A 19,448-nucleotide genomic window follows, 5' to 3' on the forward strand; every position below is an offset into this window, starting at 1 on the left:
TTCTCCTAAAACGCCGCGCAGCCGTGACGCTCGGTTGGCGGCTGAAGTCAGGAAGCTAGTACATGAAGTCTCCGGTCGTTGCCAGCCGGCAATCCTGGTTCGCTCGCAATCGCATGATGCTGTTAACAGTCGCGATCGTCGGCGCCTACGCGCTCTTCATCCAGTGGTTCTGGGGATGGTCGTCGATCCTTGAAGAGTGGGCCCACGTCGGGGTTCTGCCGATCATCGCCGCGCTCCTGCTGCTGACCAGCACCTATTTCCTGCGCACATGGCGCATCTACGATTATTTCCCGCGCGAGACCTCCGGTCGCTTCCGCGCGCTGTTTCGTGTGACGCAGGTCCATAATCTGTTGAACATCATGCTACCCTTCAGAACCGGGGAGACGAGCTTTCCGGTCCTGATGCGCACCGAGTTCGGGATACCCATCGCCCGCGGCACATCAGCGCTGTTCGTCATGCGACTTCTCGATCTGCATGCGCTTCTCGCTGCGGCCGGGATAGGTTTCGCCGCGTCTCAGGATAGAGTTTTGGTTTGGGCTGTTTGGGCCGTCTTTCTGTTGTTGCCGGTTGCAGCCTTTGCCGCCCGCAAAAGCCTGTTGCGGATCGCAACCGGACTTCTTCCAGCAAAGGCTCAGGAAATCGTTGCGGAGATCGAAAACGGCCTTCCTTCCAATCCGCCGACATTTGCCCGCGCTTGGGCAATGACCGTGATCAATTGGCTCGTGAAGGTGCTCGTGCTCGCTTGGTCGCTTCGCCTGATGGGCGTCTTCCCGATCTCAGCTAGCTTCGGCGGCGCGCTCGGCGGTGAGTTGTCATCGGTCTTGCCGGTACATGCGCCTGGCGGCGTCGGCACATATCCCGCCGGGATCACCGCCGGTGCTTTTGCCTTCGGTGCTTCGAACGAGGCCTCCGCGCTTGCGACATTGGCTCAGGCGAGCATCAACGCGCATCTCCTGATTATCGTATCTGCCCTGACCGGGACCGCGATCTCTCTACCCTTTGGCCGTCGACAGCTCTGACATGCGCTTGCGCAGGAACGCCTGCTCCGGAGCCTGACGACAGAAGGATAGCGCAGTTTGATAAGCGGCCATTGCTTCCTCGTCCCGGCCTAGCCTGCGTAGGAGATCAGCTCTTGCGGAATGCGCCAGATGATAACTGCCGAGTTCACCAGCCTGCAGGATCGCATCGATGAGCCGCAGGCCTTCCGTAGGACCATCGATCATCGCCACGGCAACCGCCCTGTTGAGTTCGGCGATGGGTGATGGCTGTGCTGAAACCAGCAGCTCGTAATAGCTGGCGATGCGCCGCCAATCGGTCTCATCGGGCGTTGGTGCGCGAGCATGCTCGGCGGCGATCGCTGCTTGAAGCGTGTAGACGCTGATTTCCTCGTGGGTCATGGCCTTGCCGAGCAACTGCTGCCCCTCCGCGATCTTCTGATGATCCCATCTGGCGCGATCCTGATCGGCAAGCAGCACCAGTTCACCGTCGACACCGCGCCGCGCCAAGCGGCGCGAGTCCTGAAGCAGCATCAAGGCGAGAAGCCCGGAAATGTCCGGATGCGGCAGCAGGTCCGCCAGAAGGCGCGCGAGGCGGATTGCTTCCAGGACGAGATCGGTGCGGATGATTTGCTCGCCGGATGACGCGGAATACCCCTCGTTGAAGACGAGGTAGATGACGTGGAGGACACGATCGAGTCGATCCGGCAACTCTCCGCGTGAGGGAACCTCGTAGGGAATACCAGCCGCCCGGATCTTACTTTTGGCGCGCACGATCCGCTGCGCGACGGTTGGAGCAGGAACGAGAAAGGCGTGCGCGATCTCCTCGGTGGTGAGGCCGCAGACTTCGCGAAGCGCCATCGCAATTTGTGCCTCGCCGGTGAGGATCGGATGGCAGCAAATGAATATGAGGCGCAGCATGTCGTCGTGGATCGTATCCATGTCGCCAATCTCCATCTCATCAATCTGCGGATAGAGGCTGTCTTCGATGTCTCTAAGCGATGCATCGAAGCGCGTGCGCTTTCGGATGTGGTCGATCGCGCGGAAGCGCCCCGCCGAAACGAGCCATGCGAACGTGTTGGCGGGAACGCCGTCGCGTGGCCACGTTCGCGCCGCGGCGGCGAAAGCGTCGTGAAGCGCCTCCTCCGCTCGGTCGAAATCGCCGAGCAGGCGGATCAGCGTCGCCAGGACACGCCGTGATTGAGCGCGGTATATCTCTTCGATAACCCGCTCCACCTCAGTCCGCCAGTGTCAGCATCTTGACGGGTCGCACCTCGATTGCGCCGTAGCGGCTGCAGGGAATGCGCGCAACGATCTCTTTCGCCTGCGTCAGATCCTTGGCTTCGATCACATAGAGGCCGGCGAGGTGCTCTTTCGTCTCTACGTAGGGGCCATCGGTTGCGCTCAGCGTACCGTTACGGACACGCAGCACCGTCGCCGTTTCCGGGGCGTCGAGCGCGTCGGCATGGATGAGGATGCCTTCCTCGCGCAGTTCGTTGTCGTAACGAAAATGGTCCCGGACAAGCTGTTCGGTCTCGTCCGTATTCAGTGTTCCGTCGGTGCCGACCGAATTATAGATCAGGCAAATGTAGCGCATGATATCATCTCCCGTCCTTGATCGAGTATCCCGGCCGTATTTCCACCGAGGCGTATTTCAGGATCGGGAACGTCGCCACGACCTCCCGTGCCTGTTCCATATCGGCGGCCTCGATGACGACGAACCCGCCGAGATGCTCCTTGATCTCGGCAAACGGGCCGTCCGTCGCAGTAACTTTCCCGCTCTTGAGGCGCAGCGTCGTCGCGCTTTCCGGCGCCCGGAGCGCTAGCGCGGTTACCAGCACGCCGCGATCGCGCCAGTTGTCGTCACTGACGATGCATTCATCTGTAAGGACGTCCCACTCTTGCTGCGGTACGAGCTTGCTCGCCTCGGTATCGAACCAGATCTGGCAAAGATACTTCATCGTCTTCTCCTCACATCTCAGCCGGTATGGCGTAGATCGGTCGAACCTCGATCGATCCGATCTTGGCAAGCGGAATTCCTGCCGCCACGCGAACGGCATCGTTGAGGTCCTTCGCGTCGATCAGGATGAAGCCGCCAAGCTGCTCCTTGGTTTCGGCAAATGGCCCGTCCGTCATCGCGGTCTCACCGCTTCTGACGCGAACCGTGACAGCCGTCTTGGGATGTTGCAGCGCCTGCGCCGCAATCATGTGGCCGCTCTCGATAAGTTGCCGGTCATAGGCCAGCGAATCGCGATCGAGCTGCCTTTTCTCCTCCGCCGACATCGCTTCCAGCGCCGATGGTTCAAAGAACACCTGACAAAGATACTTCATTCCGATTGCCTCCTCCGTGTCGTCTTATGTCCCTTGGACGAACAGAGTAGGTGGATTTCGACAGTTAAAAAGAAAATCTTTTAGTGGCCGTCCGGTCGAATTGGAGCGGTAGGGCACGACTAAGGACCATCAACAACATGGAGTGATGGTCATGAGCATTCTCGAAACACTGCTTGCACGTCAGCTATGGGCACGTCGGCATCGCGTCGATGGTGGTTTCGGCATGGACGACGATATCGTCGGCGGTCGTGCGCTTGTTCTGCGCGGCATGGCGGCGTTCGCCATACTTGCAGTAACGGTTGCCGCCCTCGATTTCGCTGCGGACGGCAGCCGTCAGATGGATATGGCGGGCAGCAGTGTCGCTGCCTCGCGCCAGTAGACTATTGAAACGCGGTTTCGAAGAAACTGCGCAGCTTGCGTGAGTGCAGGGCTTCCGGCGGCATCGCCGCGAGCTTCTGCACGGCACGAATACCGATCTGCAGATGCTGGTTCACCTGCGTTCGGTAGAAGGCCGTTGCCATCCCCGGCAGTTTCAATTCGCCATGCAGCGGCTTGTCCGAAACGCATAGCAATGTTCCGTAGGGAACGCGGAAGCGGAAGCCGTTGGCGGCGATGGTCGCCGATTCCATGTCCAGTGCGATGGCGCGCGCCTGCGAGAGACGTTTTACCGGGCCGCGCTGATCGCGCAGTTCCCAGTTGCGGTTGTCGATGGTGCCGACAGTGCCGGTCCGCATGATGCGCTTCAGTTCGAACCCCTCGTAGCCGGTGATCTCGGCAACGGCTGCCTCGAGCGCCACCTGTACTTCGGCGAGAGCTGGAATAGGAACCCAGACCGGCAGATCGTCGTCGAGAACATGGTCTTCACGCATATAAGCATGCGCAAGAACATAGTCGCCGAGCCGCTGGCTGTTTCGCAGGCCGGCGCAATGGCCGAGCATCAGCCAGGCATGCGGCCGCAGCACGGCGACGTGGTCGGTAATGGTCTTGGCGTTGGAGGGGCCAACGCCGATGTTGATCATGGTGATCCCGGCATGGCCTTTCATCTTCAGATGATAGGCCGGCATCTGAGGAAGCCGGGCAAGTGTCACGTCCGTCTCAGGTTGGCTGCTGCCCGCATGCGTGACGATGTTGCCGGGCTCCACGAACGAGGTGTAGCCGTCGCCGCCATCCGCCATGAGCTTGCGTGCCCAGGCGCAGAACTCATCGATGTAGAATTGGTAGTTCGTGAACAGCACGAAATTCTGGAAGTGTTGCGCACCGGTCGCCGTGTAGTGGGAAAGGCGGGCCAGCGAATAGTCGATGCGTTGCGCCGTAAAGGGCGCAAGCGGGGAGGGCTCGCCCGGCGGCGGAATATACTCGCCGTTCGCGATCTCGTCGTCCGTCGTGTTCAGGTCCGGCGTATCGAACAGATCCCGCATCGGGATGTCCATGAATGCGGCGGCGGACGCTTCCACATGCGCACCTTCGCCGAAGGCAAAATGCAGCGGAATCGGCGTCGAGGATTCCGAGATCGTCACCGGGACGCCGTGGTTGCGCATCAGCAGGCCGAGCTGCTCCTTCAGGTAATGTCTGAAAAGCTTCGGCCGTGTGACTGTCGTCGTATAGATCCCGGGTGCCGTCACGTGGCCATAGGAAAGGCGCGTGTCGATATGTCCGAAGCTCGTCGTCTCGATGCTGACCTGCGGATAGAAAGCACGATACCGCGATGTGATCGGAGCACCTTTCGCGAGTTCCGCGAAGTTCTCGATCAGGAAGTCGGTGTTGCGCTCGTAAAGGTCGGTCAGCGCATCGACCGCCTGCACGGGGTCATCGAATGTCTTCGGCGCGTAGGGTGAAGGGGACGAGACGTCGAGAGGAGAGATTCGTTTGCTCATGAGACATTATAGAGCGGAGTCTTTGACAAGCAAACGACGTGTATCCGAAAGCACATGTTCGCAGCGGCCCGGGACGGCTTGGTCTCAGGCCGTTGCGGGCGTTCAGTTCATCGAACTGCAGAACGGCCCGGTTCGGTCGGCGCAGGTCGTATAATTGGCGCCGAAGTGAGATTGCGCGCCTCCACCGGCGTTGTGGCTAACCGCCGCCGAGAAGGTAAAGGCAAAAATCGCCGCAAACAGCGTGATGATTGTGAACCGTCTTGCCAAGATGAGCACGTCCATGTCCTTGCCCGAATGCTAGGGTCGTTATCCAAAGCGTCGCGGCGGACATTTCGTCATCGCCATGCTTTAGCGTGACATGGTTTTGCCATAAGGCGGCTGAACCGCTGCTGATATGTCGGTTCATCGGGCGTTCAGGAAATGAGAGCGGTTCGGTAGGGCGGGAATCTCGCTCTCTGTCGAGAAGCGAAAGAAGCTCCCCCGGTGGCGCTTCGCTTGGTCGTGGACGGCTAAAGGCGCGTCCAAGTCTGCGACTTGCAAAGTATCTTCAGGACGCAGCCCTTCATCTTCAGGGAATCGCCGGAGATCGCGCCGGAACCGCTGTAGGTCTTGTCGTTGCTGGGATCGGTGATCTCGCCGGTATAGGCCTCACCGCTGCCGGCCAGCGTGCCGATCTTTCGTCCAGCATATTTGCCGGTCTTTAGTGTGATGCAGTAGTTGCTGCCGCCGCACGATACGATGTTCGCAGTATCGCCCGATGCCGTCTTCCAGTTTCCCAGGATCGGCTCGTCGGCGTGAGCGAGCGTCCCTGCGAGTGCAAAGACACCTGCCAGAATAAGTTTGCGGATCATCTATTGCCTCCCTGATGTCCCGGCCGGACAATATCTTACGCGGACGTAAAGATAAATATCGCCGATTCCGAGGCTTTTTAAAGCGACGAAAACTGCGTTCGCGCGATCCGGTGCTGATTTCTTGGTGAACGAAGGGTTGATTTCCAAATGTGAATTTTGCGTAAATCCGTCGCCGGAATCCTTAATTCGCAGGTCATTCGATGTTTAACGAAAATCCAATTTTACCAAGTATTTGCACTTTGTTTGTCTCAAATTAATCATGCATTTTAGGCGTTTTTTGAAAGCGTGTTGGCATAGTGAAGCCATCAAACGAGCGGGGCAAACCCGCCGAGCCTGAAGGTACCGAAGCCGCGATAGACGGCGGGGCCGGAAAGGCAAAACAGGGCAAGTCGATAACAGGCTAAACAGGGATAAAACCGATGGCACGCTTTGAAATGCATAGCGCTGAAATGGCCACCATGGGTGGCGAGAATAACGCCGATGTCTTCTGCGAAATGGGTCTGATGTATGCGACCGGACGCGGCTGTGCCGTCGATCTGGTGGCTGCTCACAAGTGGTTGAACATCGCCGCTATCAAAGGCAACGATCGGGCAGCTTCGCTGCGCGCTGATGTTGCCGCCAATATGGACAAGATGCAGCTTGTCGAAGCTCTTCGTGCAGCCCGCGAATGGATGACGATCCACTGATCGTCCGCGGGTACGACGAAACCAGAAGAACAACCTCTTAAGAGGGGCGGGGCGCGCTGACCGCGCAGCCACCGGACAAACAGAACCGCGACCGGCAGAGACAAGGCCGGCGCGGTTCATTTCGTTTTATGCCAGCGACTTCAGAACCAGCGGTAGTGCTTCTTCGAAGAGGGCCATGTCCGCTTCCGGGCCGACGCTGACGCGAATGCAGCGATTGAGCGGCGCCACTCCGGGCATTCGAATAAACACGCCGTGCTGCATCAGGCCATCGACGATCGCCTTGGCATACGCCCCGTCGCGGCCGGCGTCGATCGCCACGAAATTCGTCGCGGAGGCCAGCGGTTGCAGGCCGTTTGCGGTCGCGATACCGGCGATCCGGTCGCGCGCGGCGTGAATGTTGCCGACAACCTCGTTGAGATAAGCCTGATCCTTCAGGGCAGCGAGCGCGGCGACCGTCGCAAGCCGGTTCATTCCGAAGTGATTGCGGATTTTGTCGAAGGCCGTTGCCGTGTCGGGCGTCGAAATCGCGTAGCCGACACGCGCACCCGCCAGGCCGTAGGCCTTCGAGAAGGTGCGGGTCCTGATGATGTTCGGGCGGTCGATGAGCGAGGCGATCGATGGCAGCGAGCTTGCCGGCCCGGTCTCGCTATAGGCTTCGTCGAGAACCAGGAGCGTGGTTTCGGGAATTGCCTTGGCAAACGCGATCACGTCATCCGCATCCCACCAGCTACCCATCGGGTTGTCAGGATTGGCAAAGTAGACGAGCGGCGCGTTCTCGCGCTTTACGGCATCGAGCAGACCATCGAGATTTTCGCGATCCTGCCTGTAGGGCACGGTAACAAGCCGCCCGCCGAAGCCTGCAACATGGAAATTGAATGTTGGATAGCCGCCAAGTGACGTGACAACAGGCATGCCGGGATCGATGACGAGCCTGACGATCTGGCCAAGCAATTCATCGATGCCGCCGCCGATCGCAATGTTCGAGGCGGCCGTGCCGAGATACGCCGCCAATGCATGCTTCAGGGCATGGTTTTCTGGATCGTTGTACTTCCAGATGTCGCCGGCCTGTTCGCGCATCGCGGCGAATACGGATGGCGCGGGTCCGAAGCCATTTTCGTTGGCGCCGATGCGCGCTTTCACCTGAAGGTTTCGCTGACGCTCGATCGCTTCGGGGCCGACAAAAGGCACGGTGGAGGGCAGGGCGCTGGCGAGTGGGGTGAAGCGCGAAAAGGCGGACATTGCGAAGCATTCCCAAGGCTATGAAAATCGCGCCAACAATAGGCGTTGCCGACTCCAAGGCAAGGAGGATTATTCGCCGAAATGGCCTACATCGAGATCGTGCGACGTGCGTCGGTGGCTTCCATGTTGCCGATCAGGAAGTCGGCGCGGACGACACGGCGCAGCACTTCCGGCTCCATCGTGTTGATGAAGCGAACGCTGATGCGTTCGTTGTGCCGAAAGACCTCGGCGCAGCCGAGGCGGTAGGCCAAGCCAAGAATGTTGAGATAGTAGTGTTTCGGCAATCCGGCGGTCGAGGAGACGACAAATGTCGCTCCGCCGCGCGAGATGTCGATGATCTCGGCACTCCGCATCGAAATGCCTGAAAGGCATGGGCGGACGGCCACGATGCGAGCGGGACGCCTCACATTGAACTGTTCCCAACGTGCCTCGTAGACTTCCGATTTTACGGTCGCGAGATGTGTGGCGCGAAGCATCGACATTGACAACGGCTCCTGAAACCAAGCTCATCCTGGTGTTGCGATGGGAGACTCACACGAATGATTTGCGCATTTATCAAGGAACTCCCTAGAATTTTAGGCAAACGGAGTTTTGTCTTCGTCGCGTTGGCTCATCCGAGCGTGCGCGCAGCGAGGAATCCGCCCGCCGCCGACAGCGCCGTCAGCGACCCGCCCCAAACAAGATCGACGATCGTCATCGCGACAGGCCAGTTTTTCAATGTCGCAAGATTGGTGATATCGTAGGTCCCGTAGGCCGCCAGCCCGAGAACAAGTCCATACGCCATGGCAACCTTGACCGAATTGGCTTGAAGTGCCGGCTGTGCCGCGAGAATGACGATGGCCGCAGCAAAGAACAGGTAGAAAAGCGCGGCTATCCCGAGGTTCGGGGAAGGCAACATCAGATCGCCGAGTTGATCGCGGTAGAACGTCCGCGCGATCAAGCCGAGCCATGCCGCATCCAGGCAAAGCAGCGTGGCGAGCGAACCGGCATAGGCAATAAGCGTTGTTTTCATGCTTTCGCTCCGAATGATGATCTCTTTACGTGCATAAACGCCTTTGGATCGCAGCCTCGTACTGAAAAATTCTCGTGAACTCTTTCGATAAGCACACGTTCTCATTGCGTTGTCCGCAGAACGACTGACCGAAAAAGGAGAAGAAAGATGGCTGACATCAGCTTTCCACGCGAAGCATGGATCATTGTTTGCGATGGAGGCAAAGCGTTGATCATGCAAAACGCCGGAAATGCCTTCGATCTCAATCTAAAAGTGAAGGAGACGCTGTCGCAGCCGAATGACCCGGACAGGAAGCTTGGAACTGATAAGCCCGGACGAACTCATGCCGCCGACGGACTAAGCGGCAGCGCTATGGAAGAAACCGATTGGCACGAGCGCGCTGAACTCGAGTTTTTGAAGCAGGTGGCTACGAAAATGGACGCCCTGGTTCGGGAAAAAGATGCGCGGCACATCGTTGTCGTCGCGCCTCCGCAGGCGTTGGGAACACTCCGAAACAACTTCACCGCGGACACTCGCGCGGTCATTGCCGGTGAGTTGGCCAAGGACTACATCAACCTTCCGATCGACCAGATCGAGCAGCATCTTGCTGCCTGAGGCGAAAGCGGACCTTCGGGTCCGCATTCACCCGCCTTGTTGTTCCGGCCGATCAGCTTTCGAAGTTCAATCTCAGAACATGATGAAGGAATTCGGGATTGATCAGCATGTTGAAGCTGATCGTCACGAGGTCGCCCTCACGCTTTACGACGGTCGAACCGATCTCGTCCTGAATGCCGAGAATCTCAAGGAAGAAGTGGTTCGGCATTTCCAGGTTCGGATTGACCTCCAGCACGGCGCCGGCGAGCGTGATCGTGCGGATCAGGCAGCGGACTTGCGTTCCCGTGCTGAGGTGATGACCGACAAAGATGATCTTGCCGGGGCGATCGAGCGAAAATTCCCGGTAGGCCTGTTCGGGCTGCGGGTGTTCTGTGTCGAGGTGCATCTGAAAGGCCATGTTAGCCTCCGCTTGTTGTACGCTTCGAGATTAGCGCAAGATTGCTGATAACTTCTGAACAATCTCCCTACAATCCGAAGCTTATGCCTGTCTGGAGAGCAGAATGGCTCATTGTTGGGCAAACCCGACAAATCGCTCCTGCTTGACAGGCCGCCGCCCTTCAAGCATATCGGACATGGCTCGAGGCGCCGGCCGCTCGCGGATGACAAGTCCATGGTGAAGTCCTCGGCAAGATACAGTCACAGCCATTTGGTGCATGCTGACTGCAGGCAATGCGAGCTCCCTTGTAACGGTCGAAATGGCATGCCTTCCGAAAGGCTGAATCCGTGACAACCGCATACCCTACAATCGAAGAACTGAAATCGCAGGCGAAGCGCCTTCGCCAGGCGATGGAAACACGCGGCACCGCGATTTCCCATAGCGCTGCCCTCGAGCTTGTTGCTCAGCAACACGGCGTTCGCGATTGGAACACGCTTTCCGCGATCGCGACACGGCCAAACGAAGAGCCGATCGCTGCCCTTTCCGTCGGCGCGAAGGTCCGTGGCCGGTATCTGAACCAGGCTTTCAGCGGGAAGATCCTGGCGCTTTCGGTGCATAGTGGCGGGCTCCACAAGATCACGATCCACTTCGACGAGCCCGTCGATGTCGTGACCTTCGAGAGCTTCTCCGCGTTCCGGCAGCGCATCAATGCGCAGGTCGATGGCAATGGCGTCTCGCCGCGCAAGACGTCGAACGGCGTTCCCCAACTCGTTCTCGACATCTGAACCGTCCCGTTTCACACGGCCCGCAGCCGCGCGCCGTCGCTCTTCGGTATCCCTATGAAAAATAATGCTGAAAAGAACATGTTTCTGACCGCCCCGCTTGCCGTCGTCTTCGCGCGAACGGCAGCGCCAATCATCATGATCACGACGATCAATGGCCTCTTCACCGTGGTCGATGCCTACTTTCTCGGTGCCTATGTCGGCCCGGCAGCGCTCTCGGCAGTCACGCTGATCTTTCCCGGGCTGATGATGATCATCGCCCTGCAATCCCTCGTCTCGAACGGTATGGCAAGCATCCTCGCCCGCCAGCTTGGTGCAGGAGACAGGCAAGCCGCCCGCCGGACGTTCGCTACGGCACACCTCCTGGCGATCGCGGTCGTGGTCCTGCTCAATCTTGCCTTTTGGACCGTCGGCTGGCGGATCGTCGAGGCGGCTGCCGAAGGCAACGCGACGGTGGCGGCAAACGCCACGCTGTTCATGGCGATCATGATCGGATCGTCTGCTGTCGCCTTCTTCCTGTCGCTGAACATCGATGCCTTGCGCTGCGAAGGCCGGATCGGCTTCATGACCGCCGTGACGCTCGTCGCATCGCTTCTCAACATCGCAGCCAACTGGTTTTTCATGGCTGTCATGCAGTGGGGCGTTGCCGGTTCCGCGATCGGCACCGTCTCGGCGCAGGCGATCTGCCTTGCCGCAATCCTCGCCTATCGCCGGCGGAAGGCCGACGCCTTGCGACCGGCAGGTCGTGGCACGGCGGGCGAATGGAAGGCCATCCTCGCCTTGGGCATGCCGATGAGTCTCGGTTTCATTGGGATTTCACTGAGCTCGGCAGCGGTGATCTTCAATCTTTCGCTTTGGGGCGCGTCCGACTACGTGGCGACCATCGGCGCCTACGGCATCATCACGCGAATCATGACCTTCGCCTATCTGCCGCTGCTCGGCCTCAACATCGCCTTCCAGACCATCTCCGGCAACAATTTCGGAGCAGGGCTCTCCGATCGAGTTGGTCGCAGCCTGCGGGTCGCGATGGTGTCGGCGCTCGTCTATTGCGCAACGGTCGAGCTGATCGTCGAATTGCTGGCCGGACGGTTCGGGGCGATCTTCGTCAGTGATCCCATCGTGGTCGGCGAGGTGGCGCGCATTCTTCCCTGGACGGTCGGCTGCTATTTCCTCTTCGGCCAGATGATCGTTCTCTCGGGCTATTTCCAGTCGATCGGCGATGCCCGGCGTGCGGCGATCTTCGGCCTGTCGCGGCCCTATCTCTTCACGCTGCCCCTGACGTTCCTCCTGCCGTATCTCTTCGGCGAGATGGGAATCTGGATGGTGCCGGTCTTTGCGGAGTTATGCATGATGCTGCTCGCCGCCTGGGTGCTTGTTCGCCTGGCGAAAAGCAAGGGCTGGCGCTACGGTCTGCTCCCCGCCTGAAGGACGAGAGCCGCGCCCGACGGGGCGCGGCTCTCGGGTTCACTCATTACTGTTGGCTCTGGCGGTGGTCGCTGCAGCGTCTGCTTCCTTGAGCGCCTCGGCGCATTCCTGGCAGCAGACCTCGACCGTCTTCCCGCCGAGCTTGACGCTGATCACGTCAGGCCCGAGTTCGCAGTCGCAGGCGGCACAGGTCGTTTTCTTCATGGCAATGATCCTCCGTTTGGTATCCCGTTTGGGACAGGATCATAAGACCACTTATGCCGCCGCTGCCGCTGTCGAATTCTTTAGCAACTTCTCAGCGCCGCAGCCGTGCCGCGCGCTGGAATTCGGCGGGCGTCTGGCCGTAGGTCTGGCGGAAGGAGGCGGTGAAGTGGCTGTGGCTGGAAAAACCCAGTTCGAGGCCGAGCGCCGTCAGGTCGTCGTACTGTCCAAGCAGATCGAGCGCCCTCGCAAGGCGCAGCCGCAGCTGGTAGCGGTAAAGCGGCGTGGCTTCGACCTGTTGAAAGACCTGCGTGAGATAAACAGGCGAAATGCCGACTTCCGCAGCGATTTCGGCAAGAGTCCACCGCCGCGCGAGATCCGAGGAGAGGGCGAGCTTCGCCCGGTCGACAAGCTTCTGCCGCCCGACGCTCGCGCCTGCGGCATGCGACGTTCGTTCTCCGAGCGACCGGCGGACGAGAGTAAGTGCCAGCGTTTCCGCCTCCAGTGTCTCGGCAGCCTTGCGATGCAGGCCGTGGCGCAACAGCGCCACGAGCGCCTGCGCCCGCGGATCAATCCGCCGTCGCTGTCGGCGGAAACCGAAGAGCTCTCCCGGCTGGATCTGATCTTTCGGCGCCAGCTCTGCTAGCAATGCGTCGTCGACGGACAGGTCGATACAGGCATCGCCGCCGTCGAGCGGATGGCTGATCCGGTAGCCTTGCGCGGCATTGAAGAACAGCATCTGGTTCGCTTCTGCCACGGTGTCGTTGCGCCCGACATGGCGCATGAAAACACCGCGGTAAGGATAGACTAGGCTCGTCTTGTGGGCGCATTCCTCGTCGCTCTTGTGCCGGCACTCGCCATTGCAGACGACATCACGGATCGTGACGGTCCTCGTCTTCAACAGCAGTTCGGTCGAGAATTGCGCCATGATGGTTCCCGGAAGTTGCATGCGAGGAAGCCTGCTATCGGCATCCTAGCACAGTTCAGTCCCGGCAATAGACGTGCACATCGCTTTCGGTCTGGTAGCGCGACAGCCCGATGTCTTTCAGCTGCTCGTCGGAAAGCTCCAGCATGGAGTTCAGGTTGCGCCGCTCCCTGAGTTTGTGCGCTGTCCAGCGATACAAGGAGCGAATCCCGACCAACAGCCGCGTTGGCTTGGCCGAACGGCTATCAGTCGCAGGAATGGTGGTTGAGCCGTGCATGGTAGTCCTCCATCGGTTTGATTTCGATGGAGGCAGTGAACCATCTGCACGGCTCGCCCGCTGTCAGATTATTTAGCGATTCCGAGTCGTCTTATTTCAAGAGCCATTCATGCTCCGGAGCGTTGTGGAACTTCCACACTCGCTTCGGCCCGGCCATGACGTTGAGATAGTAGAGATCATAGCCGTGGATGGTGGCGCAGGGGTGATAGCCCTTCGGCACCAGCGTCACGTCGCCGTTTTCAACCGCCATGGCCTCGTCGAGCGAGCGATCGTCGGTGTAGACGCGCTGGAACGCGAAACCCTGCGGCGGGTTCAGACGGTGATAGTAAGTCTCTTCCAGCAGGCTCTCGTTCGGAAGATTGTCCTGATCGTGCTTGTGCGACGGGTAGGACGAGGTGTTGCCGCTCGGCGTGATGACCTCGACCACCAGCAGCGAATGGGCGGAATTGTCGTCTTCGGGCATGATGTTGGTCACGAGACGCACATTCGAGCCCTTGCCGCGCTGGAACTGCGGATGCACGCCGGGCGGAATGAGCTTTGCCTTGTAGTCGCCGCCGCCGGGCGCCGAGCAGACGGCGAGTTCGAGGTCCGTCTCGGCCGTTACCGACCAGCTGGAACCGGCCGGCACATAGAGCGAATGCGGCGCCCCCTCGAACGGGCTCATCCGCCCGCCTACGGTGCCGAAATCCTCGCCTGCCGCCGTTGTCTTGCCTTTGCCTGATACCCAGACAAGGCAGACCTCGCGGTCGCTTGCGTCGCCGGAGACCGTTTCGCCCGGCTTGAGCCGATGCATGTCGAAGCCGACATAGGTCCAACCGGCGCTTTCGGGCGTCACATTGGTGACGCGGCCATGCGTGCTGGATGGTTTCACCCTGAGGTTTGGCATTGATGTTTCTCCTCGATGTCTGTCGCGATTTTCCCCTCTCCAGAAAAGAGGAGCTAACCTACAGCGCTCTTCGCGTTCACACGTAGTGGCGAGGCGCTGCCGCAAGTTAAGCCCCGCTCCCTTGTGGGGAAGGGTTTTGTCTCTGTCAGCTCTTCGGGAAGCCTTCGGTTTCCACCGTGTAGCCCGCTGCGGTCATCACACGCATCAGCTCGGCGTGACCGATCTCCGCCATTTTCTGCGGCGGCGCCTTGCGCGGATCCTGTTCGGCCTCGACGACGAACCATCCTTCGTAGCCGTAACTGGCGAACCGCTTGACGATCGCGCCGAAATCGAGCGAGCCGTCGCCCGGTACGGTGAAGGCGCCGAGCGCCACCGCATCGAGGAAGGACTGCTTGGTGCGGTCGAGCCCGTCAACGACCGCCTTGCGGATGTCCTTGACGTGAACGTGGTTGATGCGGGCGTGGTGATTGTCGATGGCGCGCAGCACGTCGCCGCCGGCAAAGGCCAGATGCCCGGCATCGAGCAGCAGCGGAATGCCTTCGCCCGAATTGCGCATGAAGGCGTCGAGCTCCGGCTCGGTCTCGACGACGGCCGCCATGTGATGATGGTAGGAGAGCGGCATGCCTTGTTCGGCGCACCATTCCCCGAACTGCGTGACCTTGCGCGCATAGGCCTTCATCTCGTCATCCGAGAGACGCGGCTTGGTCGCGAGAGGCTTGGAGCGGTCGCCCTGGATGGAGCGGCCAACTTCGCCATAGACGATGCAGGGCGCGTCGACGGCCTTGAACAGCTCGATCATCGGCGCGATCCGATCCTTGTTGGCCGCAAGCTCTTCATCGACGAGCGTGCCGGAGAACCAGCCGCCGCAAAGGGTCACGTCGGCGGCCTTCAGGATAGGCAGCATCTCGGCCGGATTGTTCGGAAAGCGGCGGCCCTGTTCCATGCCCGTGAAGCCGGCGCTGCGCGACTGGCGCAGGCATTCTTCCAGGGATACGTCGTCGCTGAGCTCGGGAAGATCGTCGTTCCACCAGGCGATCGGCGACATGCCAAGTTTGGCCTTCATCAATAGTCTCCTCAAAAGCATTGCTGGAAGACCGGAGCCGCTCTTCCAGAAGATGAAATCAGTCGATCAGCCGATGCGCTGGGCGGCGCGCGCCTTGACGTAAGCCGCGTGCGCCTTGTTGACCTGTTCGCGCGGGCTGACTTCGGGAACGGCAACGTCCCACCAGTAGCCGCCGGCATCCGTGGTGATCAGCGGATCGGTGTCGATCACGAAGACCGAGGTGCGATCGTTCTTCTTCGAGTCGGCAATCGCCTTCTCGAGTTCGGCGATCGACGCAACCTTGACCGCGATCGCGCCCATGCTCTCGGCATGTGCCCGGAAGTCGATCTCAGGCATGACCTCGTAATGCGCGTCCTTCAGCAGGTTGTTGAAGTTCGCGCCACCGGTCGCCATCTGCAGCCGGTTGATGCAGCCATAGCCTCGGTTGTCGAGCAGGACGATGTTGAGCTTCAGGCCGAGCATGACCGACGTCGCGAGCTCGGAATTCAGCATCATGTAGGATCCGTCGCCGACGAGGACGAAGACTTCCTTTTCCGGATGCGCCATCTTGGCGCCGAGGCCGCCGGCAATCTCGTAGCCCATGCAGGAGAAGCCATATTCCATGTGGTAGCTGCCCGGCGCCGTCGCTGGCCATAGCTTGTGCATCTCGCCCGGCAGGCCACCGGCAGCACAGAGGCCGATTGCTTTTTCGAGGTCGATCGAGCGGGTAACGGCGCCGATCACTTGGGCGTCAGAGGGCAGGGCGGCATTGGTGCTCGCCATCGCCTTGGCGGCGGCGTCCATCCAGACCTTCTTTTCCCGTTCGGCCTTCTCCGCCAGCGAAGCCGGCGCTTTCCAGCCGGCAAGCCCGCTCGAAACGGCCTTCAAGCCCTCGCGAGCATCGGCGACCAGCGTCTGGCCATCGTGCTTGGCTGCGTCGTAGGCAGCAATGTTGAGGCCCAGAATCGTCAGCTTTTCATTCTGGAAGAGCGCCCATGAACCGGTCGTGAAGTCCTGGCAGCGCGTACCAACGGCGATGATCAGATCTGTATCTATTGCAATGGCATTAGCCGCAGACGTACCCGTGACACCAACGGAGCCAAGCGCCAGCGGATGCCGTTCATCGATCGCCGACTTGCCGGCCTGTGTGACGACAACGGGGATGCGGTGTTCTTCCGCAAACGCAGCAAGTTCCTTGGTGGCCTGTGAGTAGAGCACACCGCCACCGGCGATGATGACCGGCTTTTCGGACTTCTTGATGAGCGCGATGGCATCAGCGAGTTCGTCTGCATCAGGGCGAGGGCGGCGCGTGGTCCAGACACGCTCTTCGAAGAAGCTTTCCGGATAGTCGAAAGCTTCAGCCTGCACGTCCTGGCACAATGACAGGGTGACCGGGCCGCAATCATAAGGATCGGTCAGCACCTGCATGGCGCGCTTTAGCGCCGAAATGATCTGTTCCGGCCGGGTGATGCGGTCGAAATAACGCGAAACCGAACGGAAGGCGTCATTGGCAGAAACCGTGCCGTCGCCGAAATCCTCGATCTGCTGCAGCACCGGATCGGGCGCGCGATTGGCGAAAACGTCGCCGGGCAGGAAGAGAACCGGGATGCGGTTGACGTGAGCGACACCAGCCGCCGTCACCATATTGAGCGCACCGGGGCCGATCGAAGTCGTACAGGCCATGAACCGCTGGCGAAAGTTCGCCTTGGCATAGGCAATCGCCGCATGCGCCATACCTTGCTCGTTATGGGCGCGGTAGGTCGGCAGTTCGCCACGAACCTGATAGAGCGCCTCGCCGATGCCGGCGACGTTGCCGTGCCCGAAGATTGCCCAGACGCCGCCGAAGATCGGCACCTTCCTGCCGTCGACCACGGTCATCTGCTTCTTGAGGAAATGCGTGACGGCCTGAGCCATCGTCAATCGTACAGTCTTGCCCATGAGGCACCTCCCAAATGCTTTAATTAATTCAGGCCGCGGGTTTTCAACCAGGCGTCGGTCAATTGGCGGAAGCGTCTCGCCATGTCGGATATCGCTTCTTCATCGTTCAGCTTGCCCGAAAGCCAGCCGCGGGCCGCTTCCGCAAAGATCGTTCGGCCGACCGCAAAGCCCTTGACGGATGGAGCAGCCAGCGTCGCTTCGAAGCCCTTGACCAGCTCGTCGGCCGGAGCCTCGAGACCGAGCAGGACGATACCGCGGCACCATGGGTCGTTCTTGGCGATTACGGCCTCGATCTTTTTCCAGGCAGCCGTGGAAGCTTGCGGCTCGAGTTTCCACCAGTCGGGCTTGATGCCGAGCGCATAGAGCTCTTCCATTGCCGTCGAGACCGTGTCGTCGGTCAGCGGCCCATTCTTGCTCGAGATGATTTCGATCAGCAGTTCACGACCGACTTTGCGCGCGGCTTCGAAGAGCGTGCGAAGCTTTTCCTGCTGTTCGGTCTTCAGCGCTGCCGGATCATCGGGATGGTAGAAGCACAGGCACTTGATGCAATGATCGAGCGGCCATTCGACGAGCTGCGAGCCGATATCCTGGCTGAACTCGAAGCGCAGCGGCTTCGAACCCGGCAGTTCCACCGGCCGACCGATCCAGGCAAAATTCTTGGTTGCCGCATCGAAAAAGGCGTCGCGTCCGAAGCGCTCGTCGATCAGCATGCCGTAACCACTGCGGCCATCCGCGACACGCGCCGCGGCTTCCACCGCAAGACGCTTGAAGGCGACGATCTTCTTGTAGTCCAAGCCCAGTTCGTCGCAGATGCTGGTCAGTTGCGAACGGTGGTCGATGGCAAGCGCCATGAGAAGCGGGATATCGCCCTTGCGCGTCGAGGCCCAATGAATGTGATTGATTGCCGCGTCCTTGCGCAGCGCGCGATGCTGGCTGCCTTGCTTCAGGAAGAAGTCGAGTTCGGCCCAGGTCGGATACTCAGGCGAGCAGAGCAGGCGGGAGACGGCGAAGGCGCCGCAGGCATTGGCCCAGGTCGCGCAGGTCTTCAGCGGCTCGTTCTTCAGCCAGCCGCGCAGCAGGCCTGACATGAAGGCATCGCCGGCGCCGAGCACGTTGAACACCTCGATCGGGAAGCCTTCCCCGACGATGCCATCTTCCAGATTGTCGCTGATCGGACCGTCATAGACGATACAGCCCATGGCACCGCGCTTGAGAACGATCGTCGCCGGCGATATCAGGCGGATTTCCTTGAGCGCGCCGAGCACGTCATCGGCACCTGATGCGATCAGGATTTCCTCTTCCGTTCCGACGATCAGGTCGCAATCCGGCAGCGTTTCTTTCATCTTGGAGGAGACGCGATCGGACTTCACATAGCGCTCGAAACCTTCCGCGTGGCCGGCAAGACCCCAGAGGTTCGGTCGATAGTCGATGTCGAAGATCACCTTGCGGCCGTTGGCCTTGGCGATGCGGATGGCCTTGCGCTGCGCGGCTTCCGTATTCGGCCGGGAGAAATGCGTGCCCGACACCAGCACGGCGCGCGACGACTTGATGAAGGTCTCGTCGATGTCGCCTTCGTCGAGCGCCATATCGGCGCAATCCGAGCGATAGAAAATCATCGGTGAGACGCCTTCGGCCTCAACGGCGAGCAGCACCAGAGCCGTAAGGCGTTCCTTATCGGTCTTGATGCCCTTCGTCTCGACGCCCTCGCGCGCCGACTGTTCGATGATGAAGCGGCCCATCTGTTCGTCGCCGACCCGGGTGATCAGGCCCGACTTGAGGCCAAGGCGCGCCGTTCCGATGGCGATGTTGGCAGGGCAGCCGCCGACGGACTTGGCAAAAGAGCCGATGTCTTCAAGGCGTGAGCCGATCTGCTGCCCGTAGAGGTCGACCGAGGACCGTCCGATCGTGATCACGTCAAGCGACGGTTCCGGCTGCGAGCCCGGGTTCGGTTGTGCCATGATGTCCTCCCGCTAGATTTTAGCTACGGCTTGGCGCCTGCTGATTGCGAGTAATG

The 19,448-nt window shown here is 60.2% G+C and carries 24 protein-coding genes; 6 read left to right on the plus strand and 18 right to left on the minus strand.

What is annotated here, in order from left to right:
- Window positions 1-62: 62 nt before the first annotated feature.
- A complete protein-coding gene (locus ASE04_RS27250; protein ID WP_056825345.1) occupies window positions 63-1,019 on the plus strand; it encodes a lysylphosphatidylglycerol synthase domain-containing protein in 957 nt (318 codons plus the stop codon).
- On the opposite strand, the gene ASE04_RS27255 is transcribed toward ASE04_RS27250, so the two are convergent.
- Genes ASE04_RS27255 through ASE04_RS27270 form a run of 4 tightly spaced genes read right to left on the minus strand, consistent with a single transcriptional unit; the run spans window position 993 to window position 3,326 of the window.
- Window positions 993-2,231: an RNA polymerase sigma factor gene (locus ASE04_RS27255; protein ID WP_056825346.1), complete on the minus strand. Its 1,239-nt coding sequence runs from the start codon at window positions 2,229-2,231 to the stop codon at window positions 993-995. The genes ASE04_RS27250 and ASE04_RS27255 overlap by 27 nt on opposite strands.
- A gap of 1 nt (window position 2,232) precedes the next feature.
- The gene (locus ASE04_RS27260) at window positions 2,233-2,592 is read right to left on the minus strand and encodes a YciI family protein (protein WP_056825348.1); all 360 of its coding nucleotides are present in this window, start codon (window positions 2,590-2,592) and stop codon (window positions 2,233-2,235) included.
- A gap of 4 nt (window positions 2,593-2,596) precedes the next feature.
- The gene (locus ASE04_RS27265; RefSeq protein WP_056825351.1) at window positions 2,597-2,956 is read right to left on the minus strand and encodes a YciI family protein; all 360 of its coding nucleotides are present in this window, start codon (window positions 2,954-2,956) and stop codon (window positions 2,597-2,599) included.
- Window positions 2,957-2,966: 10 nt separating this feature from the next.
- The gene (locus ASE04_RS27270; protein ID WP_056825353.1) at window positions 2,967-3,326 is read right to left on the minus strand and encodes a YciI family protein; all 360 of its coding nucleotides are present in this window, start codon (window positions 3,324-3,326) and stop codon (window positions 2,967-2,969) included.
- Between the two features lie 151 nt (window positions 3,327-3,477).
- Here ASE04_RS27270 and ASE04_RS27275 point away from each other — a divergent pair, with 151 nt between their 5' ends.
- The gene (locus tag ASE04_RS27275; RefSeq protein ID WP_056825355.1) at window positions 3,478-3,705 is read left to right on the plus strand and encodes a hypothetical protein; all 228 of its coding nucleotides are present in this window, start codon (window positions 3,478-3,480) and stop codon (window positions 3,703-3,705) included.
- A 1-nt stretch (window position 3,706) separates the two neighbouring features.
- On the opposite strand, the gene amn is transcribed toward ASE04_RS27275, so the two are convergent.
- The 3 genes from amn to ASE04_RS27290 form a co-directional block, all read right to left on the minus strand.
- Window positions 3,707-5,200, minus strand: coding sequence for an AMP nucleosidase (amn, locus tag ASE04_RS27280; RefSeq protein WP_056825357.1), 1,494 nt, complete (start codon window positions 5,198-5,200; stop codon window positions 3,707-3,709).
- A 102-nt stretch (window positions 5,201-5,302) separates the two neighbouring features.
- Entirely contained in the window at window positions 5,303-5,482 is a 180-nt protein-coding gene (locus tag ASE04_RS27285) for a hypothetical protein (protein ID WP_056825358.1), read from the minus strand.
- A gap of 227 nt (window positions 5,483-5,709) precedes the next feature.
- A complete protein-coding gene (locus ASE04_RS27290) occupies window positions 5,710-6,051 on the minus strand; it encodes a DUF2147 domain-containing protein (RefSeq protein ID WP_056825360.1) in 342 nt (113 codons plus the stop codon).
- 419 nt (window positions 6,052-6,470) lie between these two features.
- Between ASE04_RS27290 and ASE04_RS27295 the strand changes: the two genes are divergently transcribed.
- A complete protein-coding gene (locus tag ASE04_RS27295) occupies window positions 6,471-6,737 on the plus strand; it encodes a sel1 repeat family protein (protein WP_056825362.1) in 267 nt (88 codons plus the stop codon).
- Window positions 6,738-6,863: 126 nt separating this feature from the next.
- Here the strand turns inward: ASE04_RS27295 and ASE04_RS27300 are convergent, their stop codons facing one another.
- The 3 genes from ASE04_RS27300 to ASE04_RS27310 all read right to left on the minus strand — a co-directional run bounded on the left by ASE04_RS27300 (window position 6,864) and on the right by ASE04_RS27310 (window position 8,988).
- On the minus strand, window positions 6,864-7,976 hold the full coding sequence (locus ASE04_RS27300) for a pyridoxal phosphate-dependent aminotransferase (RefSeq protein WP_056825365.1): 1,113 nt from the start codon (window positions 7,974-7,976) through the stop codon (window positions 6,864-6,866).
- An 86-nt stretch (window positions 7,977-8,062) separates the two neighbouring features.
- Window positions 8,063-8,458, minus strand: a complete 396-nt coding sequence (locus ASE04_RS27305) for a hypothetical protein (protein WP_056825367.1) — start codon at window positions 8,456-8,458, stop codon at window positions 8,063-8,065.
- Between the two features lie 128 nt (window positions 8,459-8,586).
- Window positions 8,587-8,988: a DUF2177 family protein gene (locus ASE04_RS27310; protein WP_056825369.1), complete on the minus strand. Its 402-nt coding sequence runs from the start codon at window positions 8,986-8,988 to the stop codon at window positions 8,587-8,589.
- 147 nt (window positions 8,989-9,135) lie between these two features.
- Here ASE04_RS27310 and ASE04_RS27315 point away from each other — a divergent pair, with 147 nt between their 5' ends.
- The gene (locus ASE04_RS27315) at window positions 9,136-9,582 is read left to right on the plus strand and encodes a baeRF12 domain-containing protein (RefSeq protein WP_056825372.1); all 447 of its coding nucleotides are present in this window, start codon (window positions 9,136-9,138) and stop codon (window positions 9,580-9,582) included.
- A 52-nt stretch (window positions 9,583-9,634) separates the two neighbouring features.
- Here ASE04_RS27315 and ASE04_RS27320 read toward each other — a convergent pair whose 3' ends face one another.
- Window positions 9,635-9,967 (minus strand): hypothetical protein, encoded by a 333-nt coding sequence (locus tag ASE04_RS27320; RefSeq protein WP_056825835.1) that lies wholly within the window; start codon window positions 9,965-9,967, stop codon window positions 9,635-9,637.
- 338 nt (window positions 9,968-10,305) lie between these two features.
- On the opposite strand from ASE04_RS27320, the gene ASE04_RS27325 reads away from it, so the two are divergent.
- Together ASE04_RS27325 and ASE04_RS27330 are read left to right on the plus strand one after the other, a co-directional pair.
- Window positions 10,306-10,743 carry a glyoxalase superfamily protein gene (locus tag ASE04_RS27325; RefSeq protein WP_056825374.1) on the plus strand — a complete coding sequence of 146 codons (438 nt, stop codon included), beginning with the start codon at window positions 10,306-10,308 and terminating at the stop codon, window positions 10,741-10,743.
- Window positions 10,744-10,797: 54 nt separating this feature from the next.
- Window positions 10,798-12,165 carry an MATE family efflux transporter gene (locus ASE04_RS27330; protein ID WP_056825377.1) on the plus strand — a complete coding sequence of 456 codons (1,368 nt, stop codon included), beginning with the start codon at window positions 10,798-10,800 and terminating at the stop codon, window positions 12,163-12,165.
- Window positions 12,166-12,204: 39 nt separating this feature from the next.
- Here ASE04_RS27330 and ASE04_RS31320 read toward each other — a convergent pair whose 3' ends face one another.
- The 7 genes from ASE04_RS31320 to ASE04_RS27360 form a co-directional block, all read right to left on the minus strand.
- Window positions 12,205-12,369 (minus strand): hypothetical protein, encoded by a 165-nt coding sequence (locus tag ASE04_RS31320; RefSeq protein ID WP_200960777.1) that lies wholly within the window; start codon window positions 12,367-12,369, stop codon window positions 12,205-12,207.
- Between the two features lie 91 nt (window positions 12,370-12,460).
- On the minus strand, window positions 12,461-13,294 hold the full coding sequence (locus tag ASE04_RS27335; RefSeq protein WP_056825379.1) for a helix-turn-helix transcriptional regulator: 834 nt from the start codon (window positions 13,292-13,294) through the stop codon (window positions 12,461-12,463).
- Between the two features lie 55 nt (window positions 13,295-13,349).
- Window positions 13,350-13,568 carry a DUF1127 domain-containing protein gene (locus ASE04_RS27340; RefSeq protein WP_056825382.1) on the minus strand — a complete coding sequence of 73 codons (219 nt, stop codon included), beginning with the start codon at window positions 13,566-13,568 and terminating at the stop codon, window positions 13,350-13,352.
- Window positions 13,569-13,659: 91 nt separating this feature from the next.
- Entirely contained in the window at window positions 13,660-14,454 is a 795-nt protein-coding gene (gene iolB, locus ASE04_RS27345; protein ID WP_056825384.1) for a 5-deoxy-glucuronate isomerase, read from the minus strand.
- A 145-nt stretch (window positions 14,455-14,599) separates the two neighbouring features.
- A complete protein-coding gene (iolE, locus tag ASE04_RS27350; RefSeq protein ID WP_056825387.1) occupies window positions 14,600-15,517 on the minus strand; it encodes a myo-inosose-2 dehydratase in 918 nt (305 codons plus the stop codon).
- 66 nt (window positions 15,518-15,583) lie between these two features.
- Entirely contained in the window at window positions 15,584-17,434 is a 1,851-nt protein-coding gene (gene iolD / locus ASE04_RS27355) for a 3D-(3,5/4)-trihydroxycyclohexane-1,2-dione acylhydrolase (decyclizing) (RefSeq protein WP_056825388.1), read from the minus strand.
- A gap of 23 nt (window positions 17,435-17,457) precedes the next feature.
- Complete coding sequence (locus ASE04_RS27360; protein WP_056825390.1) at window positions 17,458-19,392, minus strand: bifunctional 5-dehydro-2-deoxygluconokinase/5-dehydro-2-deoxyphosphogluconate aldolase; 1,935 nt, start codon at window positions 19,390-19,392, stop codon at window positions 17,458-17,460.
- Between the last annotated feature and the right edge of the window lie 56 nt (window positions 19,393-19,448).

Origin of the sequence: Rhizobium sp. Root708 (assembly GCF_001429725.1) — a bacterium.
Classification (GTDB): Bacteria; Pseudomonadota; Alphaproteobacteria; order Rhizobiales; family Rhizobiaceae; genus Rhizobium.

Bases quoted from the DNA above. Each gene is read 5' to 3' on its own strand.
- ASE04_RS27250 (WP_056825345.1), top strand. From the start codon at position 63: ATGAAGTCTCCGGTCGTTGCCAGCCGGCAATCCTGGTTCGCTCGCAAT.
- ASE04_RS27260 (WP_056825348.1), bottom strand. From the start codon at position 2,592: ATGCGCTACATTTGCCTGATCTATAATTCGGTCGGCACCGACGGAACA.
- ASE04_RS27265 (WP_056825351.1), bottom strand. From the start codon at position 2,956: ATGAAGTATCTTTGCCAGATCTGGTTCGATACCGAGGCGAGCAAGCTC.
- ASE04_RS27270 (WP_056825353.1), bottom strand. From the start codon at position 3,326: ATGAAGTATCTTTGTCAGGTGTTCTTTGAACCATCGGCGCTGGAAGCG.
- ASE04_RS27275 (WP_056825355.1), top strand. From the start codon at position 3,478: ATGAGCATTCTCGAAACACTGCTTGCACGTCAGCTATGGGCACGTCGG.
- amn (WP_056825357.1), bottom strand. From the start codon at position 5,200: ATGAGCAAACGAATCTCTCCTCTCGACGTCTCGTCCCCTTCACCCTAC.
- ASE04_RS27285 (WP_056825358.1), bottom strand. From the start codon at position 5,482: ATGGACGTGCTCATCTTGGCAAGACGGTTCACAATCATCACGCTGTTT.
- ASE04_RS27290 (WP_056825360.1), bottom strand. From the start codon at position 6,051: ATGATCCGCAAACTTATTCTGGCAGGTGTCTTTGCACTCGCAGGGACG.
- ASE04_RS27295 (WP_056825362.1), top strand. From the start codon at position 6,471: ATGGCACGCTTTGAAATGCATAGCGCTGAAATGGCCACCATGGGTGGC.
- ASE04_RS27300 (WP_056825365.1), bottom strand. From the start codon at position 7,976: ATGTCCGCCTTTTCGCGCTTCACCCCACTCGCCAGCGCCCTGCCCTCC.
- ASE04_RS27305 (WP_056825367.1), bottom strand. From the start codon at position 8,458: ATGTCGATGCTTCGCGCCACACATCTCGCGACCGTAAAATCGGAAGTC.
- ASE04_RS27310 (WP_056825369.1), bottom strand. From the start codon at position 8,988: ATGAAAACAACGCTTATTGCCTATGCCGGTTCGCTCGCCACGCTGCTT.
- ASE04_RS27315 (WP_056825372.1), top strand. From the start codon at position 9,136: ATGGCTGACATCAGCTTTCCACGCGAAGCATGGATCATTGTTTGCGAT.
- ASE04_RS27320 (WP_056825835.1), bottom strand. From the start codon at position 9,967: ATGCACCTCGACACAGAACACCCGCAGCCCGAACAGGCCTACCGGGAA.
- ASE04_RS27330 (WP_056825377.1), top strand. From the start codon at position 10,798: ATGAAAAATAATGCTGAAAAGAACATGTTTCTGACCGCCCCGCTTGCC.
- ASE04_RS31320 (WP_200960777.1), bottom strand. From the start codon at position 12,369: ATGAAGAAAACGACCTGTGCCGCCTGCGACTGCGAACTCGGGCCTGAC.
- ASE04_RS27335 (WP_056825379.1), bottom strand. From the start codon at position 13,294: ATGGCGCAATTCTCGACCGAACTGCTGTTGAAGACGAGGACCGTCACG.
- ASE04_RS27340 (WP_056825382.1), bottom strand. From the start codon at position 13,568: ATGCACGGCTCAACCACCATTCCTGCGACTGATAGCCGTTCGGCCAAG.
- iolB (WP_056825384.1), bottom strand. From the start codon at position 14,454: ATGCCAAACCTCAGGGTGAAACCATCCAGCACGCATGGCCGCGTCACC.
- iolE (WP_056825387.1), bottom strand. From the start codon at position 15,517: ATGAAGGCCAAACTTGGCATGTCGCCGATCGCCTGGTGGAACGACGAT.
- iolD (WP_056825388.1), bottom strand. From the start codon at position 17,434: ATGGGCAAGACTGTACGATTGACGATGGCTCAGGCCGTCACGCATTTC.
- ASE04_RS27360 (WP_056825390.1), bottom strand. From the start codon at position 19,392: ATGGCACAACCGAACCCGGGCTCGCAGCCGGAACCGTCGCTTGACGTG.